Source organism: Pseudomonas sp. GW823-FHT01D03 (genome assembly GCF_058798255.1).
Genome location: NZ_JBXAKK010000001.1, coordinates 4460932 through 4479719 on the forward strand (window position 1 = coordinate 4460932; position 18788 = coordinate 4479719).

The 18788-nt window shown below is 59.7% G+C and carries 15 protein-coding genes, 6 tRNA genes and 1 pseudogene; 7 read left to right on the top strand and 15 right to left on the bottom strand.

The window, feature by feature from the left end:
• Positions 1–102: 102 nt before the first annotated feature.
• From AC1RBR_RS19615 to AC1RBR_RS19630, 4 genes are all read right to left on the bottom strand, one after another.
• Complete coding sequence (locus AC1RBR_RS19615) at positions 103–882, bottom strand: ABC transporter permease (protein WP_007908200.1); 780 nt, start codon at positions 880–882, stop codon at positions 103–105.
• Positions 879–1811, bottom strand: a complete 933-nt coding sequence (locus AC1RBR_RS19620; RefSeq protein ID WP_027612335.1) for an ABC transporter ATP-binding protein — start codon at positions 1809–1811, stop codon at positions 879–881. Before AC1RBR_RS19620 ends, AC1RBR_RS19615 begins: the two co-directional genes overlap by 4 nt.
• A gap of 133 nt (positions 1812–1944) precedes the next feature.
• Positions 1945–2568, bottom strand: coding sequence for a glutathione S-transferase family protein (locus AC1RBR_RS19625; RefSeq protein WP_443535730.1), 624 nt, complete (start codon positions 2566–2568; stop codon positions 1945–1947).
• A gap of 43 nt (positions 2569–2611) precedes the next feature.
• On the bottom strand, positions 2612–3271 hold the full coding sequence (locus AC1RBR_RS19630) for a transglutaminase-like domain-containing protein (protein WP_492566212.1): 660 nt from the start codon (positions 3269–3271) through the stop codon (positions 2612–2614).
• Positions 3272–3519: 248 nt separating this feature from the next.
• Between AC1RBR_RS19630 and AC1RBR_RS19635 the strand changes: the two genes are divergently transcribed.
• Together AC1RBR_RS19635 and AC1RBR_RS19640 are read left to right on the top strand one after the other, a co-directional pair.
• The gene (locus tag AC1RBR_RS19635; protein WP_492566214.1) at positions 3520–5967 is read left to right on the top strand and encodes an acyl-CoA dehydrogenase; all 2448 of its coding nucleotides are present in this window, start codon (positions 3520–3522) and stop codon (positions 5965–5967) included.
• Between the two features lie 89 nt (positions 5968–6056).
• A complete protein-coding gene (locus tag AC1RBR_RS19640) occupies positions 6057–6464 on the top strand; it encodes a PA2817 family protein (RefSeq protein ID WP_007967565.1) in 408 nt (135 codons plus the stop codon).
• A gap of 100 nt (positions 6465–6564) precedes the next feature.
• Here the strand turns inward: AC1RBR_RS19640 and AC1RBR_RS19645 are convergent, their stop codons facing one another.
• Positions 6565–7563: a LysR family transcriptional regulator gene (locus AC1RBR_RS19645; protein WP_025112989.1), complete on the bottom strand. Its 999-nt coding sequence runs from the start codon at positions 7561–7563 to the stop codon at positions 6565–6567.
• Positions 7564–7653: 90 nt separating this feature from the next.
• Here AC1RBR_RS19645 and AC1RBR_RS19650 point away from each other — a divergent pair, with 90 nt between their 5' ends.
• The 4 genes from AC1RBR_RS19650 to AC1RBR_RS19665 all read left to right on the top strand — a co-directional run bounded on the left by AC1RBR_RS19650 (position 7654) and on the right by AC1RBR_RS19665 (position 11722).
• Positions 7654–8280 carry an alanyl-tRNA editing protein gene (locus tag AC1RBR_RS19650; protein ID WP_492566216.1) on the top strand — a complete coding sequence of 209 codons (627 nt, stop codon included), beginning with the start codon at positions 7654–7656 and terminating at the stop codon, positions 8278–8280.
• A gap of 92 nt (positions 8281–8372) precedes the next feature.
• Positions 8373–9143: a 2OG-Fe(II) oxygenase gene (locus AC1RBR_RS19655; protein ID WP_095137186.1), complete on the top strand. Its 771-nt coding sequence runs from the start codon at positions 8373–8375 to the stop codon at positions 9141–9143.
• A gap of 1 nt (position 9144) precedes the next feature.
• Positions 9145–9783: a LysE family translocator gene (locus AC1RBR_RS19660; protein WP_492566218.1), complete on the top strand. Its 639-nt coding sequence runs from the start codon at positions 9145–9147 to the stop codon at positions 9781–9783.
• 199 nt (positions 9784–9982) lie between these two features.
• Positions 9983–11722, top strand: coding sequence for a dipeptidase (locus AC1RBR_RS19665; RefSeq protein WP_481395572.1), 1740 nt, complete (start codon positions 9983–9985; stop codon positions 11720–11722).
• A gap of 131 nt (positions 11723–11853) precedes the next feature.
• Here the strand turns inward: AC1RBR_RS19665 and AC1RBR_RS19670 are convergent.
• The 6 genes from AC1RBR_RS19670 to AC1RBR_RS19695 all read right to left on the bottom strand — a co-directional run bounded on the left by AC1RBR_RS19670 (position 11854) and on the right by AC1RBR_RS19695 (position 12475).
• A tRNA-Gly gene (locus AC1RBR_RS19670) sits at positions 11854–11929 on the bottom strand.
• Between the two features lie 2 nt (positions 11930–11931).
• A tRNA-Glu gene (locus AC1RBR_RS19675) sits at positions 11932–12007 on the bottom strand.
• A gap of 55 nt (positions 12008–12062) precedes the next feature.
• Positions 12063–12138 (bottom strand) — tRNA-Gly (locus tag AC1RBR_RS19680).
• 3 nt (positions 12139–12141) lie between these two features.
• Positions 12142–12217, bottom strand: a tRNA-Glu gene (locus tag AC1RBR_RS19685).
• 104 nt (positions 12218–12321) lie between these two features.
• Positions 12322–12397, bottom strand: a tRNA-Gly gene (locus AC1RBR_RS19690).
• 2 nt (positions 12398–12399) lie between these two features.
• Positions 12400–12475 (bottom strand) — tRNA-Glu (locus tag AC1RBR_RS19695).
• Positions 12476–12859: 384 nt separating this feature from the next.
• Between AC1RBR_RS19695 and AC1RBR_RS19700 the strand changes: the two genes are divergently transcribed.
• A complete protein-coding gene (locus tag AC1RBR_RS19700; protein ID WP_253151367.1) occupies positions 12860–13618 on the top strand; it encodes a hypothetical protein in 759 nt (252 codons plus the stop codon).
• 667 nt (positions 13619–14285) lie between these two features.
• Here AC1RBR_RS19700 and AC1RBR_RS19705 read toward each other — a convergent pair.
• From AC1RBR_RS19705 to AC1RBR_RS19720, 4 genes and pseudogenes are all read right to left on the bottom strand, one after another.
• Positions 14286–15167: a methyl-accepting chemotaxis protein gene (locus AC1RBR_RS19705; RefSeq protein ID WP_492567259.1), complete on the bottom strand. Its 882-nt coding sequence runs from the start codon at positions 15165–15167 to the stop codon at positions 14286–14288.
• A 27-nt stretch (positions 15168–15194) separates the two neighbouring features.
• A pseudogene (locus tag AC1RBR_RS19710) lies at positions 15195–16253 on the bottom strand (methyl-accepting chemotaxis protein); the annotation flags it as partial.
• A gap of 108 nt (positions 16254–16361) precedes the next feature.
• The gene (locus AC1RBR_RS19715) at positions 16362–17714 is read right to left on the bottom strand and encodes an aminotransferase-like domain-containing protein (protein WP_492566220.1); all 1353 of its coding nucleotides are present in this window, start codon (positions 17712–17714) and stop codon (positions 16362–16364) included.
• Between the two features lie 192 nt (positions 17715–17906).
• Positions 17907–18668 (bottom strand): SDR family oxidoreductase, encoded by a 762-nt coding sequence (locus AC1RBR_RS19720; protein ID WP_041073750.1) that lies wholly within the window; start codon positions 18666–18668, stop codon positions 17907–17909.
• Between the last annotated feature and the right edge of the window lie 120 nt (positions 18669–18788).

Consider the following 18788-nt stretch of genomic DNA (forward strand, 5'->3'; position numbering starts at 1 on the left):
AGCGTCTGAATAGGCCCCATCGCGATCAGGCTCACTCCTACATAGGAACGCGCCCTTCTGTAGGAGTGAGCCTGCTCGCGATGGCAGCGACGCGGTTTCGGATCAGGTCCGCATCCCGCGCCCACTCACCAGCAACCGCGCACAACCGAGATACAACACCACCGTCGCCACCAGCATGAAGGTGATCGCGATACCGATGCGGATATCCGACACCCCGAGAATGCCGTAACGGAAGGCGTTGACCATGTGCAGCACCGGGTTGGCCAGCGACACGGTCTGCCAGAACGGCGGCAGCAAGGTGATCGAGTAGAACACGCCACCGAGGTAGGTCAGCGGCGTCAGCACAAACGTCGGGATGATCGAAATATCATCGAAGTTGCGCGCAAACACCGCGTTGATGAAGCCGAGCAGCGAGAAGATCGTCGCGGTCAGCACCACCACAAGGATGGTCACGCCGAGGTGATGCACCTGCAGATGGGTGAAGAACAGCGACAGAATGGTCACGATGACCCCAACCATCAGGCCACGCAACACGCCGCCGATGGTAAAGCCGATCAGAATCGTGTGCGGCGACACTGGCGAAACCATCAGTTCCTCAATGGAACGCTGGAACTTGCTGCCGAAGAAACTCGAGACCACGTTGCCGTAAGAGTTGGTGATCACCGACATCATGATCAGCCCCGGCACGATGTACTCCATGTAGGTGAAGCCACCCATGTCGCCGATCTGCCGCCCGATCAGATTACCGAAGATCACGAAATACAGAACCATGGTAATCGCCGGCGGCAGCAGGGTCTGCGGCCAGATCCGGGTGAAGCGTTTGACCTCGCGATAAACGATGGTCTGGAGGGCGACGAGGTTGGGGCGGAACTCGGAACTCATACCGCCACCTTCGACAGATTCTTCTCTACCAGAGACACGAACAGCTCCTCGAGGCGATTGGTTTTGTTACGCAGGCTCAGCACTTCAATATTCTGCTGCGCCAATTGAGTGAACAGCGCGGTGATGCCCATGGATTTGTCGACCTGGACTTCCAGGGTATGGCCGTCGAGCAACCGCGCGGGATAGCCGATCAATTGCGGCGCGGCGTGCAAGTCGTTTTTCAGATCCAGCAGGAAGGTCTCGACGTGCAACTGGCCCAGCAGCTGTTTCATGCTGGTGTTCTCGACAATGGTGCCGTGGTCGATGATGCCGATGTTGCGGCACAACTGCTCAGCCTCTTCCAGATAGTGCGTGGTGAGGATGATGGTGATGCCTTTCTGGTTCAGTTCGGTGAGGAACGTCCACATCGAGCGACGCAGTTCGATGTCGACGCCAGCGGTCGGCTCATCGAGGATTAGCAGGCGCGGCTCATGCACCAGTGCGCGGGCAATCATCAGACGCCGTTTCATGCCGCCGGACAGCGAACGCGACGGCACATCGCGCTTGTCCCACAGGCCGAGCTGGGTCAGGTACTGCTCGGCGCGTTCCTTGGCGATCTTCGCCGGGATGCCGTAGTAACCGGCCTGAGTCACGACGATGTCGAAGGTCTTTTCGAACTGGTTGAAGTTGAATTCCTGGGGCACCACACCGATCGAGCGCTTGAGCGCGGCGGGATTTTTGTCCAGGTCATGACCGAAGATATTCACCGTGCCGCTGGTCTTGTTGACCAGGGTCGAGAGAATGCCGATGGTCGTGGATTTGCCGGCGCCGTTGGGGCCGAGCAAGGCGAAAAAGTCACCTTCGGCGACGTCCAGATCGATACCACTCAAGGCCTGGAACCCGTTGCCGTAGGTTTTGGTTAGCTGCCGGATGGACAGAGCGGAACTCATATCGGATTTACGCACCAAGAAGGGAAGAAAAGGAAAGATTGGGCCGGGCGGCGAACAAAACAACCACGGCGCATGAGCGCAATGGTGCTTGCCGCCGCCACACAAGTACAGTCAAGAGTGTCGATAGTTATTATCAAGTCAACGCGGTCATGACCGCTTTCTGATAAGCCGGACGCTGCTTCAACCGTGCATACCACGCTTCCAGATGCGGCTGCGCGGCACGCTCGATGGGCATCTCGAACCAGGCATAAATGAAACTGCCCAGCGGAATATCGCCCATGCCGACTTCGCTGCCGGACAGGTATGGCTGGCTGGCGAGGGCCTGATCGGCCATGGCCAGCAGCGCCGTGCACTCCTTGATCGCTGCATTGATTGCGGGCCAGTCCTGCTTGTCCGCTGGGGTACGCAGCACGCCCCAGAACACGGTGCGGAACGGCCCGGCAAAACTTGAGGTGGTCCAGTCCATCCACTTGTCAGCAATGGCCCGGGCTTGCGGGTCTGACGGATACCAGGCGCTGTTCGGCGCATGCTTGGCCAGCAAGTAACGCACGATGGCATTCGATTCCCACAGCACGAAGCCGTCATCTTCGATCACCGGTACCCGGCCGTTCGGGTTCATCGCCCGGTATTCAGGCGTGTCGACCACACCGAAAGCGCCACCGGCGTCAATCGCCTCGTAGGCCAGGCCCAGCTCCTCGGCGGCCCACAATGGCTTCCTGACATTCGATGAGTTTTTCCGTCCCCAGATCTTCAGCATGACCGCCTCTTTTCCAATGCGTGGGCAGGCAGCATACGCCGGATCAGACCCGACTCAAATCACTCTGCATATCACCCAAGACCTTCGCCTGATGTTCGCCGAACAGATGCGGGTAGCACTTTTCCAGGTGCTCGAAAAAGAACTGCTCCGGCACATCGGCGAACTGGCCGTGATCGACCAGATACTCCATCAGCAGCGCGCCGTCACGATTGTATGGGTGGAAAACGCTGTCATTGATGCCGTCAAATTCCAACGGTGCGACGTTGAACAGCTCGCAGAGTTGCTGGTTGAAGGCCGGCGTGGCCTTGACCCAGCGCTCGTTGAGGAACAGTTCGGTGTAGCCGTGCATGGCGAACACATCACTGCGCAGCAATTCCAGCAGACGCGGCGTCGACAGGTGATTCCTCACGTCGGCCAGACCGATACGCGCGGGAATGCCGCAATGCCGCGCGCACCCGGCCAGCAACGTGGCCTTCGGCACGCAATAGCTTTCCGCCCTCGCCAAGGCAAAGCTGCCACGCAGGGTTTGCGGGTCACGGCTGAAGGTATACGGGTTGTAGCGCACCGCTTCGCGCACGGCGTGATAGAGACTGATCGCCTGCGCGAGCGGGTCGCGGCTGGCACCGCGGTGTTGTTCGGCGAACTCCACCACCGCCGGGTGGTCACTATCGATGAAGCGGCCGGGACTCAGATACTCGCGCATGACGATGTTCTCCTGGGTGAGCCCCGAGTCTAGCGACAGCTCAAGCACAGAGATAACGACGTTTCGGCCAAACATGCACGCGAAGACGCGGGAACGGCGAACGATTTCCCACGGGTGTTGCCCACCGAACCTACGAAAACCATCCGGGGTTTCCCACGAGTTCAATCACCATGTTCTGACCACCCCGTTTTACAGATGCCGTCTAAGCTCTGGAGGGTCGGTTGGCCTTGGTTCACGGAGGATTACATATGCTGTTGTTGTGGATACTGGTTCTGATCGTCGGTGTGGCGTATCTCGCCCACCGCCGCATCGCCCCCCTGCCCGCGTTGGGTATCGTCGCCGTATACCTGCTGGCGATGGGCATTTTCAGCCATGCCCCGGGCTGGTTGTTGCTGGTTTTGTGGGTGGTGCTCGCGGTGGTTGCCGCGCCGTTGCTGCTGCCTGACCTGCGCCGCAAACATTTCACCGCGCCGCTGTTCAACTGGTTCCAGAAAACCCTGCCGCCGATGTCGCAGACCGAACGCGATGCGATCGATGCCGGCACCGTGTGGTGGGACGGTGAGCTGTTCAGCGGCCGTCCGGACTGGGACAAGTTGTTGTCCTACCCGAAAGTGCAACTGACCGAAGAGGAACAGGCCTTTATCGACGGCCCCACCGAAGAACTCTGCGCGATGGTCACTGACTGGCAGATCGGCCAGTCGATGGACCTGCCGCCAGAAGCCTGGAGCCACATCAAGGAACACGGCTTCTTTGCCCTGATCATTCCCAAGGAATTCGGCGGCAAGGGTTTTTCCGCTTACGCCCACTCGCAAGTGGCGATGAAACTCGCGACCCGCAGCGGCGACCTCGCCTCCACCGTGATGGTGCCCAACTCCCTCGGCCCGGCCGAACTGCTGCTGCATTACGGCACCGACGAACAGCGCAATCACTACCTGCCGCGGCTGGCCCGTGGCGACGACATTCCGTGCTTCGCCCTCACCGGTCCGCTGGCCGGCTCCGATGCTGGCGCCATGCCGGACACCGGGATCATCTGCAAAGGTGAATGGGAAGGCCAGGAAGTCATCGGCCTGCGCCTGAACTGGGAAAAACGCTACATCACCCTCGGCCCGGTCGCGACCTTGCTCGGTCTGGCCTTCAAAGCCTATGACCCGGAGCATCTGCTGGGCGACAAGGAAGATCTCGGTATCAGTCTGGCGCTGATCCCCACCGATACACCGGGTGTGGAGATCGGCCGTCGTCACCTGCCACTGGGTGCCGCATTCATGAACGGCCCGAACTCGGGCAAAGACGTGTTCATCCCGCTGGACTACCTCATCGGCGGCCAGGAAATGCTCGGCAAGGGCTGGATGATGCTGATGAACTGCCTGTCGGTCGGGCGTTCGATTTCGCTGCCGGCAGTCGGCACCGGCGCGGCCAAATTCACCAGTCTGGTGACCGGTCAATACGCGCAGATTCGTGAACAGTTCAACGTCCCGCTGTCGGCCTTCGAAGGCATTCAGGAAGCCATGGCGCGCATCGGCGGCAATGCCTGGATGATGGACGCGGCGCGCATGCTCACCGCGAACGCGGTGGATCTGGGCGAGAAACCGTCGGTGCTGTCGGCGATCCTCAAGTATCACCTGACCGAACGCGGCCGCGAGTGCATCACCCACGCCATGGACGTGCACGGCGGCAAGGCGATCATCATGGGTCCGAACAACTACCTCGGACGCAGCTGGAACGGCGCACCGATCTTCATCACTGTGGAAGGCGCGAACATCCTCTCGCGCAACCTGATGATTTTCGGTCAGGGCGCCATTCGCTGCCATCCGTTCGTCCTCAAGGAAATGGCCCTCGCCGGCCGCGAAGACAAAGAACAGGCGCTGAAAGAATTCGATGGCCTGCTGCTCAAGCACATCGGTTTTGCCGTTGGCAACGCCGCCAGCACCCTGGTGCTGAACCTGGGCTTCGGCCACTTCGAACATGCCCCCGGGGACAGGATCAGTCAGGGCTACTTCCGCGCACTCAACCGTCAGGCAGCGGCGTTCGCCATGCTGGCCGACTTCAGCATGATGCTGCTGGGCGGTGAACTGAAACGCCGCGAACGCCTGTCCGCGCGTCTCGGCGATGTGTTGAGCAACCTGTATCTGGCCTCCGCTGCGCTCAAGCGTTATTACGACCTGGATTCACCGGCGCATATGGAGCCGCTGTTCCGTTGGGCCATGGAAGAAAGCCTCGGCCAGTCGGAACGGGCGCTGGATGAGCTGCTGAGCAACTTCCCGAACAAAGTGTTTGGCTGCCTGCTGCGAGTGATCGTGTTCCCGTTCGGCCGTCGTCACAAAGGCCCGTCGGACAAGCTCGGCGCCGAAGTCGCAGCGGTGATCGGTCGTGCCAAAGGCGATCCGACGCTTGAAGAACTGCTCGCCGGTTGCTATCGCCCGCAGTCCGCCGACGATGCCGTCGGTGCCCTGCAACACGCCAGCGATCTGCTGAATGCCGCACAACCGCTGCACAAGAAACTGCACACCTCGCTCAAGAGCGGTCAGGTCAAACCGGTCGCTGGCGAACACGCCATCGACGCCGCACTGGAGGCTGGGGTGTTGCAACCGCAGGAAGCACAGACCCTGCGCGATGCCGAAGCGGCACGGCGCAAGGTGATCGACGTCGATGATTTCGACAAGGAAGAGCTGAAGCAGGCGGAGGGTAAAGTCCGCTGATGCTGGCGACCGTGTAGCTGTTTATTTGTGAAAAAACGGCGCGAGAGCTTTATACTCCCGCGCCCGTTTTGCTCTTGAGGACTTATCTCGTGTCCAACGTCGTTGCCGATCATCTGGTTTTGCTCGACCACCTGCGCAGTATCCTGGTCGCCGTAGGTGAGGCCGAACAGGTTCCCGAAGAAAGCCATGCCTTGTTCCTGGAGCGCTTTGACGAACTGCTGGCGTCCCTGCCGATCGATCCGATCGAAAGCCAGTACCTGGGCCAGGACATCCTGACTCAAGTGATTACCCGCTATCCGCAGATCGCCCACCTGATCCCACGGGATCTGCTGTGGTTCTTCGCTGGTGACTGCCTGCACTACCTGTCTGATGAAGAAATCGATCTGTATCAGGCACTGGAAGAACGTCGCTACGAAGCCGAACAGAACGACGAACCGTTCGACTGGAATCAGGAAAAGCAGCTGCTGGCGATGTCGGCCCAGGACAGCAAGCACTGATTTAATGGTTTGAAGATCAAAAGATCGCAGCCTTCGGCAGCTCCTACAGGAATCACATGTATTCCCTGTAGGAGCTGCCGCAGGCTGCGATCTTTTGCTTTTAAAGCAGCCCCTCGCTCTCCGGCAATTCATACGCCATCGCCAGATTATTCGGCGCCCCCGCCTTCCCCGGCTTGCTCAACGTCGGCTCCTTCTCCAGACATTCCACCAGATAATCGATGAACACCCGCAGCTTCGGCGGCAGGTAGCGCGTCGGCGAATGCAGCAACCACAGCCCCCCGTGGTACGACGCGAGGAACGTCCACTCCGGCAACACCTGCACAATCAGCTTCTGCTCCAGCGCATAACGCGCGGTGAAGTACGGCAAGCTGCCAATACCAATGTGCTGCAACACTGCCCCGAGCCGCACCCCGGTATGGTTGGCGGCATAACGGCCACGAACGCCGACGGTCACCGCTTTACTGCCCTTCTTGAATTTCCAGCGCGCATCGCTCGGGGTTTCCCCCAGATAGATGCAACTGTGATTGAGCAGATCGTGCGGGTGAGTCGGCGTGCCGTGTTCGGCCAGGTATTGCGGGGTGGCGCAGAGCAAATGATCGATGGTCAGCAACTGCCGCCCGACGAGCCCCGCCGGCGGACGGTCAGTGATACGAATCGCCAGGTCGACATGATCGTCGATCAGATCAACCTGACGGTCTTCCAGCAGCAACTCGACATCGACTTTCGGATAACGCCGCAAAAACTCGGGCATGTGCGGATGAATCACGAAACGCCCGACCGCTTTTGGCACGCTGACCCGCACCAGCCCTTCCGCCTCGTGGGTGAACTGCCCACTGATCTCCATCACCGATTTGGCGGCGCTGACCATCTCCTGGCAGCGCTTGAACACTTCTTCGCCCCCGTCACTCAGACGCAGTTTGCGCGTAGTGCGCTGCAGCAAGCGCGTGGCCAGGGCCTTTTCCAGCCGGGAAATGCTGCGACTGATCGCCGACGGCGATGAGCCCAGTTGGCGGGCTGCCTCGGAAAAACTGCCGGTTTCCACGACCTTGACGAAGATCGCCATTTCACCGAGCAGTGGCAGCGGAAGATTGATGCTCACAGCGCACAAGTCCTTTGATGTTTGAACGGATTATCACGTTATTGCACGATTCATATAATAAAAAAAGACACTTTAATAAGGGCATGGAATATGACGCTTCGCCTCTTTTTCCATAGTGATGACCTCAAGGCTAATGTGGAAGTCCTCGACTGCACGCCCCACGAGAACGAATTTGCCGTGGTGCTGCGCGCCACGCTGTTTCATCCGCAAGGCGGTGGTCAGCCTTGTGACACCGGCATGATCGGCGAAAGCCAGGTGCTACGCGTGGTGCAGGAACCTGACCGGATCGTGCATTACGTCGATCGTCCGGTAAAACCCGGCATGACCTGTATTCAGGTGGATGAACAACGTCGCCGCTACAACACCCGCATGCATTCGGCCGGGCACTTGATCGGGCATTTCGTGCAGGCCATGGGCTGGACGCCGATCAAGGCGCACCACTGGCCGGACGAGGGCCGGGTGCAATTCAAGCCGGGCGATGCCGCCCAGGAAGTCGATGCGCCAACCGTTCAACACGGTATCAGTCAGTGGATCGAACACGATCTGCCGCGCCTGACCTCACTGCGCGAAGGCGCGCGGGAAATCGGCTTTGGCGAGCTGCCGGCCTACGGCTGCGGTGGCACCCATGTACGCAGCCTGAAGGATTTGGGCACAGTCACGATCGCCTCGCTTTCGCAGAAGAAAGGCACGTTATCCGTCCACTACAGCGTGGATTAAGCATCTCGGGCGCTGCTCCGCGCAACGCCTGACGCCGGGGGGAACCGCACTCGCAGGTTCCGTTGACTATCGATAGATGGACCTAAAAAACAATGATGCTAGACGTCGAGCGTCTCGATGAGACGTGCATAAAAAAACTGGCCAACGAAGAAGTCCTCGCCATCCGCGTCAGAGGCTTCTTGCCCGAGCCGCTGGCGATCGAGATTGGCGACAAGATTCTTGCTCCGGGCTTCGAGGGTTACATCAACGCGCCGAGCATCGGCCGCATCGGCATGGCGTTTTACGAGGCGGAAAACCAGCCGCTGCTGATCGAGGACTATTTCGAACGCGCCACCCGCAACATCGCCGAATTGCGCGAGCGCTGTGCGCCCTACTCTTCGCCGGTCGACACCCTGCGCTGCATGCTCGACGAGTCATGGCCGGCCGGCGCGCATCTGGAAAACCTCTACGGGCGCAAGATGTATGTCGGCCTGTCGCGGGTGGTCAAACCCGGCGTGTGCTTCCTTGCCCACCACGACATTTTCGCCAAGGACGCCCCGGACAGCTTTCAGGCCCGCAGCCTGGAGGCGCAGTTCGCCTGTAACGTCTACTTGAACATGCCGACCGAGGGCGGCGCTCTGCAGATGTGGGACGACGACATCACCCCGGATCAGTTCGACCAGATGCGTGGCGACAGTTACGGCATCGACCCCGCGCTGCTCGGCCCACCGGCCCTGGAAGTGCGGCCGGAGCCGGGCGATTTCATCATGTTCAATTCGCGCTGCATGCACTCGGTGACCCCGGGCGTGGCGGATCCGCGACTGAGCCTTTCGTTCTTTGTCGGCTATCGCGGCAATGCTTCACCCCTGACCTTCTGGAGCTGAGATGTTATCGAACTACCTGGGCGAGTTTCTGGCGCTGGCCACCATTCACTTTCTGGCCGTGGTCGCTCCCGGCCCGGACTTCGCCGTGACCATCCGCCAAAGCGTGCGCTTCGGCCGACTGGTGGGCATCTGCACCGCGCTGGGCATCGGCGCCGGCATTTCCGTGCACGTTCTCTACACCTTGCTCGGCGTTGGCGCCCTGATGCACACCACGCCGTGGTTGCTGACGGTGGCCAAGGTGATCGGTGGCGCGTACATCTTTTACCTCGGCATCAGCCTGATCCGCAGTAAACCGAAGACCACGTTCGAGGGCGAAAAAAACCCCGACGAGCCGCTGGTCGAGCAGTCGCTGTTCAAGGCGTTCAGCACCGGTTTTCTGACCAATGCCACCAATCCCAAGGCCACGCTGTTTTTCCTGGCGATCTTCACCACGATCATCAGCGCCAGCACCCCGCTGAATATCCAGGCGCTGTACGGGGTGTGGATGTGCTTCGTCAATGCGCTGTGGTTCGTGATCGTCGCGCTGTTTTTCTCCAGCAGCCGGATACGTAACCTGTTCATGCGCATGGGCCATTGGTTCGAGCGCAGCATGGGTGTGATCCTGATTCTGTTCGCCGGCAGGCTGGTGCTGTCGATGTAAAAACGACACCCAAAGACAAGGCCCGGTCAGTTGCACACCGATCGGGCCTTTTTCGTTTGTGCGCCGCTTTTGCGTTTCTGTGCGACGGATCCCACTTCAGGGGCTCCCCTTCACCACCTTCGCGGTGTTAGTTTGGAAAAGATTTGTTTCAACTTTCAAACACTTCCACTCAACTGCCTGCAAAGGAATGCCCACCGCAATGAATTTTTCTCTCAAGCGCCTGGCCGCTACCAGCCTGATCCTGGCCAGCTTTTCTGCGTTCACCCTGCCCGCGCAGGCCAACATCACTCCACAGCAAAGCGCGGCTATTCTCAAGAGCTTCGATGAGGCGAGCGTCACCGACTTCCGCCAGTTTTTGGGTGCCGTAGGCAAGAGCGACCTGGGTAAAACCGATAACCTCGGCCCGGCGATCAACGCCTTTCTCGACAACAAGACCCCGAGCGCTGAACAGCAGAACGAGATCTACCGCCTGCTGGGCATCTACACCCGCGTGAAGTACGGCAAGGCAGCGCTGGAAACCCTGCGCGAACTAGTGGAAATCCCGACTTTCCAGAAAGAAGGCGTGGCCCAGCATGACAATCCGGAGTTCATCAAGATCGCCGAAAAGATCAAGAACCTCGCCGAATCGTTCAACCTGAAGTTCCGCAACGTCGACAACCGCGTTTATGAAATCTCCCTCGACGGCAGCGGCGAAGAAGTCGTGGGCATCCACGCGCATGCCGACGTGGTTCCTGTCACCCCGGAAAACTGGGTGCTGAAAGACGGCACCAAACTCGATCCGTTCAAAGTCACGCTAATCGGCGACCGCATGTACGGTCGCGGCACCGAAGACGACAAGAACGGCATCGTCGTCGCGATGTACGCGATGAAAGTGATCAAGGAAGAAAAGCTGCCGCTGGCACGCAATTTCAAACTGCTGGTGGACACCACCGAAGAAACCACCGGCGACGCGATCCCGTACTACTTCGAACACAACCCGACGCCGAACTACAACATGGCGCTGGACGGTGGCTACCCGGTGGTCATCGCCGAGAAAGGCTACGGCACGGTCATGGCCAACTTCCCGCTGCGCAAGGCTGAAGGCAACGGCGCAGAAATCATCTCGATGACCGGCGGCCTGGCAACCAACCAGATTCCATCGGTTTCGGTTGCGACACTCGTCACCGAAAAGCCTGAGCAACTGGCCGCGAGTCTGCAGAAAGCCGGCAGCGAATACGCGAAAAAACACGGTGGTGACTTCGAAGTCGCGGCCAAGGTTGACGGCAAAGACGTCAAGCTGAGCGTCACCGGCGTGTCCGCGCACTCCTCCGAACCCGAGTCCGGCGTCAACCCGGTCGCGCGGATGCTCGACTTCATCAACAGCCTCGACGGCAAGGTGGCGCTCAAGCACAACCAGATCACCGATGCTGCACGCTATGCGTCGACCAACTGGGGCCTGGATTATTTGGGCAAAAAACTCGGCGTCGGTTTCTCCGATTCGTTCATGGGTCCGCTGACCACTTCGCTGACCTACGTCGGCGTGGACGACAAAGCCTTCAAACTGGCAGTCAACCTGCGCGTGCCCAAGGGCAAATCGCCAGAAGTGTTGAAGAAGGAAATCGCTGACAAGCTCGCCGCCTGGAGCAAGAAAAACCATGTTGCCGTGGACTTCACTTACTCGATCGCCGAACCGATGTACCGCAATCCGGAAGGCGAATGGGTCAAGGCACTGCTGGCGGTGGCCACCGAAAACCTCGGCATGAAGCATGAGTTCGGTACGTCTGCCGGCGCGACATCGGTGCATGAACTGCCGAACGGCGTGCAATTCGGCCTGGCCCGGCCTGAAGTCAAATACACCGGTCACACTGACGGTGAGTTCAAAACGGTTGACCAGTTCCTGCTGGATCTGCAGATCGTCACTGAGATGATCGGCCGTGTCGGCCAGCTACCGAAGCTCTGATAAGGCATGGGCCCGTGATTCAGCGGGCCTGACGTGAAAACAAAAAAGGACCCGAAGGTCCTTTTTTGTTGCGTGCAAAACGCTGCACAAACAAAAACGCCGATCATCACTGATCGGCGTTTTTGTGAAATTGGAGCGGGAAACGAGACTCGAACTCGCGACCCCGACCTTGGCAAGGTCGTGCTCTACCAACTGAGCTATTCCCGCAATGGCGTCCCCTAGGGGACTCGAACCCCTGTTACCGCCGTGAAAGGGCGGTGTCCTAGGCCACTAGACGAAGGGGACAGGCTACAACTTTCACTAATAAAAACGCCGCTCACTGAGCGGCGCTTTTAGAATTTGGAGCGGGAAACGAGACTCGAACTCGCGACCCCGACCTTGGCAAGGTCGTGCTCTACCAACTGAGCTATTCCCGCAAATGGCGTCCCCTAGGGGACTCGAACCCCTGTTACCGCCGTGAAAGGGCGGTGTCCTAGGCCACTAGACGAAGGGGACACGCTACCCGGAACACATGGTGTGTGTTTCGGTGTCCAGACCCGCATCAAAAGACTTGGTTCTGGTTTCACTCAGCCCCGCCCGAAAGCAGTGCTGTTTAAAATTGGAGCGGGAAACGAGACTCGAACTCGCGACCCCGACCTTGGCAAGGTCGTGCTCTACCAACTGAGCTATTCCCGCATTGGCGTCCCCTAGGGGACTCGAACCCCTGTTACCGCCGTGAAAGGGCGGTGTCCTAGGCCACTAGACGAAGGGGACACGCTACAACATTCACTCCCTGCCGCGTTTCGCTGTGTGCTTTACGCTGCAAGTGGCGCGCATTCTATGGATGGTTTGAGAGGTCGTCAACCCCCGAATATAAATTTATTTAAATCAATGACTTCGACCTGCTTTACGGAAGCATTCGGGCTTTTCCGTCGCCCGACGATTGACGCCTATATTCCGCCACTCGCCAAGGCGTTATAGTCCGCAACACAATGATGGCAATCTGCGCACCTTGCGCCAGCATTCATATAAGCAGTACGCAGCCGATATAAACAGAAGTTGCTGAATCAACTCGTCGAGCGGCGCTGGGCGCCTGAATGTCCAGCCACTACACTCGCATGCGAACCCTATAAAGAGGTCTTACCGGTGACACCACTCATGATCACCCTGCTAGTCATAGCCGGGATCGCAATTCTGATCGCCATTGGCTACATGAACCATGTGGTGGAAAACAACAAACTGGAGAAGGCCCGCACCAAAGTCGAACTCAACGACCGCTTGCGCCGCTGCGGCGAGCTGACCGAAACCTTCCCCGGCCAGTTCATGACCCCGGCACTCAAGCTGCTGCTGACCCGTCTGGAGCTGAACGTCTGCCAGCGTCTGCTGAACCTGGAAAAAACCAGCGCCACGACCAAGTCACGGATCACCGAACTCAGCGCACTGGTCGCCCAAGGCGAATCGATCCCGGTCAACAACCCGCCGGCACCGATCCTGACCGAAGCCAAAGCCAAAGACGTCCGCTTCCTGCTCGAAGCCCTGCACGGCCAGATCACACGCGCCGCCCATGACGGCTTCCTGCCACCGAACGAAGCCAAACACTGGATCAAGGAAGTCCGCCACATTCTGGTTCTGCTGCACATCGAATTCTTCAACAACCTCGGCCAACAATCCCTGCAACAAAACCAACCCGGCCAGGCCCGCCTCGCCTTCGAACGCGGCGTGCAATACCTGCGCAAACAGCAGGATCCACAGGTGTACTCGGAACAACTGCAATACCTGGAAAAACTCCTGGCACGCGCCAATGCCCAGGTCATGGACAAAATTGCTCCTGTTGAAGGCGAAGTGAACCAGTTGACCGAAGGCCTCAAGGAAGCCGAAGCCGATGCAGACTGGAAGAAGAAAGTGATTTACGACTGATGGTCGAAGGTTAAGAGAAGCCACCGAGAGGTGGCTTTTTTGTGGGGGTGGGCTGGTTGCCGTTGAGGGTATTCAGTTAGAGATTGGTTGACTGTCAGGCCGCTTTCGCGAGCAAGCCCGCTCCCACAGGGGGATTGGGGGAGTCAGTTGGAGACTGGTCGGCTGTCAGGCCGCCTTCGCTGGCAAGCCAGCTCCCACAGTGGGATTGGGTGAGTCAGTTAGAGACAGGTCGGCTGTCAGGCCGCCTTCGCGAGCAGGCTCACTCCTACAGAAAAGCAAAAGTCGACCACATGCTTTTCACCACTCAACAGGATGAGCGCAAGCTCGGCTGCAGCTCTTGATCTTGCCGTGCCGGCCCCTTCGGCAGGCTGAGTGGAGGGATTTATCCGGGGGTGGGAGCGCAGCGACCGTTTGGCGCAGCCAAACACATCGAGAGCAGGTGCAGCGAAGCAAACCGGAGGCGATGCGCCCGGATGAATCCCGCAACGAAGGAACCCGAGCCTAAGCGAGGGCCGAACGCTGGGGCCAAGCCTTTTGCTTACTTTTCGGCGTCTGGAAAAGTGAGCCGCTGTAAGAGCGGAACCATAAGAAGCCGTTAACGCAGCAACGGATATTCACCCAAACCCCCAAGAACCTGGTCGGCCCAGAGGCCGCCAAGTCAAAAGCGTCAAAGCCGAAAATGCCCAACCATCCCCTTGAGCTCCCCCCCCAACCGCGCCAGCTCAACACTCGAAACCGCATTCCCCCGCATCGCCATCGAAGACTGATCCGCACTCGCACGAATACTCGTCACACTGCGATTGATCTCCTCAGCCACCGAACTCTGCTCTTCAGCGGCCGCCGCAATCTGCTGATTCATCTGCTGAATCAACGAAACCGCCGCCGCGATACTGCCCAGCGCACTCTCGGTCTGCAGCGCATCACTGACCGCCAGCTTGACCAACTCACCACTGCTCTGAATCTGCTGCACCGACGAATGTGCCGCCGAACGCAAGGCACTGACCAGCCGCTCGATCTCCTCGGTCGATTGCTGCGTACGCCGCGCCAACGCGCGAACCTCATCAGCCACCACCGCAAAGCCCCTGCCCTGCTCCCCGGCCCGCGCCGCCTCGATTGCGGCGTTGAGCGCCAGCAGATTGGTCTGCTCGGCCACGCTCTTGATCACATCCAGCACCGTACCGATATTCTGGATCTGCGCACTGAGGCTTTCGATGCTTGAACTGGCCGATGTCGCCGAATCCGCCAGTTGCTCGATCCGCACCATGCTCTGGCGCACCACCTGTTGCCCGCTCTCGACCTTGGCATCCGCCGTTTGCGCGGCCAGCGCGGCCTCCTCGGCATTGCGCGCCACATCATGCACGGTGGCGGTCATCTGGTTCGTGGCCGTGGCCACTTGCTCGGTCTCTTCCTTCTGGCTGTTGACCTCAAGGTTGGTCTGCTCGGTTACCGCCGACAGCGATTGCGCGGAACTGGCCAACTGCTCGATTCCCGCCTGCAGACCGCTGACGATCGTGCTCAGCCCGGTGCCCATCTGCTGCATCGCCAGCATCAGTTGACCGATTTCATCACGCCGGGTGACCTCCACCCTCGCGCTCAAATCCCCGGCCGCAATCTGCTGCGCGACCCGCATCACACTGCGCAACGGCGCGACGATCAACCGGGTGATGACCCACGCGGCAATCAGCCCCACCAGCAACGCCAGCGCCGAGGAACCGATGATCAGCACCGAGTTCTTCTTCAATTCCGCCTGCATTGCGCCGTCCTCGGCGCCATACGCCTGATCCACGCGCTCCATCACCTGCGCCGCACGCTGGTGCAACTGTTCGTAGACGGTTTTCTCCTGGGCCAGCAGGCCGGTGTATTCGGCCAGTTTGTCGTTGAAACCGGCGATGTGCCCGGAAACCTCATTGAGTACCGTCAGATAGCCCTCATCCTTGACCGTGGTCTTCAACTGCTCGGCCTGAGCCTGTGCCTGAGCAGCCTGCTCGATGTTGCCCTTGCCGGCACTGTCGGCATCGCCCTTGCGGCTCTGATCCAGACGAATCCGCGCCTCGTTCATCGCCTGCAACATCAGCCGCGACACCTGGCTGACCTGGCTGGCCTGTTCGATGAACTGCGCGCCGTCCTTGCCTTCGGTGTCCTTCAAGGTATACGCGCCGTCATCAGCCAGCCCGGCCTGCAGCACGTCCAGGTTGTTGGCCACACTGGATACCGACCAACTGGCCATTTCCAGCGCCAGATCCTTGGCCTGGGTCAGCGAGACGAACTCATCGAAGGCCTTGCGATAGGCACTCAGGGCCTGCTCCACATCACTCATCACCGCCGCGTTCGCCGGGGATCGAGCCTTGAGTTGCGCGGCCCGGGCCAACAAGTCGTCGATGCCTTTGCGCAAGGCATCGACGGTTTTCGGGTTGTTGTGCAAGGCATAGTCCTGCTCCAGCAGCCGCACCTTGAGCAGTGCACTGTTGAGCGACGACATCTGCTTCAGCCCATCGAAGCGCTGACTGATGCTCTGCAGAGACCAGACCCCGATGGCGGCCACCAGCGCGGTCAACAGCAGCACCAGCACGAACCCGATACCCAGTTTCTTCGCCATACCGAGGTTGGCAAAACGTCCTTGCACGGCGGAAATCATTGCGCGTAGTCCCCTGCCAAAGTCTGTTGCCGAAGATTCGCAACGGCCATGGACCAGCACAAGTCTCTGGCGGCGGAATAATGGCAAAAAGCTACGCACGCGTCGTTTTCAGAACGCTTGAGGTCGATTCGCACCGGTACTGCGAAAAAACTGCCGGGCCCTCGGATCACAGGCATAGGCCACATTGATCCGCTGCCACTCACTGGGTTCGCCGCTCGGACTGAAGGCCCCCGGGTCGCAAAGGCTGACACCATTGCACTGCGCCTGACTGTGCAAGCGCGCAGTATCGCCCAGCGGGGCACGGGCCCAGATGAACAGGCCGCCACATGGCTTACCGAAGACCTCCCAGTCGGCATCTTCCAGCGCCTGCAACGCGGCGACCCGATCGGTATTCAGCCGTTGACGCTGGCGCTGGACCATTTTGCGATAGGCGCCATTGGCCAGAAGACTGGTCAGCACCGCCTCATTGAAACCCGAGGCGCCCATGCTACTGATCATCTTGACCCGCCCCAGCCGCGCAATCAGCGCTGGCTCGGCGTAGACAAACCCGACGCGCAGCGAACTGCTCAGTGTCTTGGAAAAACTGCCGACATAGATCACCCGTTCATCGAGTGCCGCCAGGCGAGTGCCGTTGCCATTGTGCAGGTCGGCGTAGACATCATCCTCGATCACTCGCACATCGTGAGCGTTGCACAAGCGCAGGATCTGTTGTGCAACGCCAAGGGTCAGGCAAGAGCCGGTGGGATTGTGGTGGTGACTGTTGATGAACATCGCCACCGGCCGGAACTGCCGCAACAGTGCTTCCAGCGCCTGGGGATCCGGCCCGCTCGGCGTGCGGCGCACTTCCAGCAACTGCACGCCGTACAGGCGCAACAGCTCGAACAGCGGCGCATAGCCCGGAGTTTCGACGACAACGCAGTCACCGGCCTTCAACAATGTGCGCGCGAGCAGATCAAGCGCCTGGCTCGCACCGGAGGTCGTCAGCACCTGTTCATCCAGAGCCTCGACGCCGATCAGTCTGAGGCGTTTGACGATCTGTTCGCGTAACGCCGGCAGCCCCAGCGGGCTGCTGTAATTGAACAGACTCGCCATGTCGGTACGGGCCACCTGACGGATCGCGTAACTCAGGTCATCGGATTCACGCCAGCTCTGCGGCAAGCCTCCCTCGCCGAGTTTCAACCCGCTGTGTGCCTGCCCGCAGTCAATCCCGATCAGCCCGCCGCCCTGCGCGGCCACCATGAATCCGGCGCCCTGACGCGGGGCCAGAACGCCTTGCGCCACCAGCCGTTCACAGGCCTCGGCCACACACGACTGACTCAGCAGATTGGAGCGCGCAATTTGCCTGATGGAGGGCAAACGCGTGCTCGGTGCCACACCGCTTCGCGAGATCCACTCAGTCATGCCATCAACAATCTGCTGTACGACCGGCACCATTGCCTGTCGGTCAATTCTCAATTCCATGAGCACGCAAACTCCTGTCCATTTTGCTGGCGGCAGTAAATCACAGCCGCGTCGCTCAGGCTGTGCGACAACGCCGTCAAAAGCAGCTGTTCTAACCGTTTGATACAAATTGTTTAGTGGTTTAACGGAACGGGCGCCCTGCAATAAGAAAACCCGCACTGAGGCGGGTTTTTCGAGTCTTGCCACCAGGATTCAGAAAGCCGTGACGCCACCATCCACCGCCAGGGAATGACCGGTGGTGAACGCCGCGCCATCACTGCACAGATACAGCACGGCGCTGGCGATTTCCTCGACCTTGCCAATGCGCCCCACCGGGTGCATCGCGTTGGCAAATTCGCCTTTCTTCGGATCGGCCTCGTAGGCGCGGCGGAACATGTCGGTGTCGATCACCGCCGGGCACACGGCGTTGACGCGGATTTTCTTCTTCGCGTATTCGATCGCCGCCGACTTGGTCAGGCCGATCACCGCATGCTTGGACGCCGCATAGATGCTCATCTTCGGTGCCGCGCCAAGGCCCGCCACCGAGGCGGTGTTGACGATCGCTCCGCCGCCCTGAGCGAGCAACAGCGGCAACTGATATTTCATGCACAACCACACGCCTTTGACGTTGACGCCCATGATCGCGTCGAACTCGTCCATCGAGCCGTCGGCCAACTTGCCCTGCTCGATTTCTATCCCGGCGTTGTTGAAGGCGTAGTCCAGGCGACCGTAGGTATTGATCACCTCGTCCATCAGATTTTTCACTTCGCTTTCGACGGTAACGTTGCAGCGCACGAAGGTCGCTTCGCCACCGGCTGTACGAATCAGCGCCACCGTGCCTTCGCCCCCTGCCGCGTCCAGATCGGCCACCACCACTTTCAGGCCTTCGGCGGCAAACGCCTGGGCGGTCGCACGGCCAATACCGTTGGCCGCGCCAGTGACTACGGCAACCTGACCGGAAAACGTCATGCTCATTGTTATGTCCTCGGAGGAGAGATGCAGGAGGGATTTGCAGAGTCGCAGCATAGTCACCGAGGCCCGTGCCGCGTCAGCACTATCAGAAGGCTGTTTATGCCTTCATGCGTCGCAGTGATA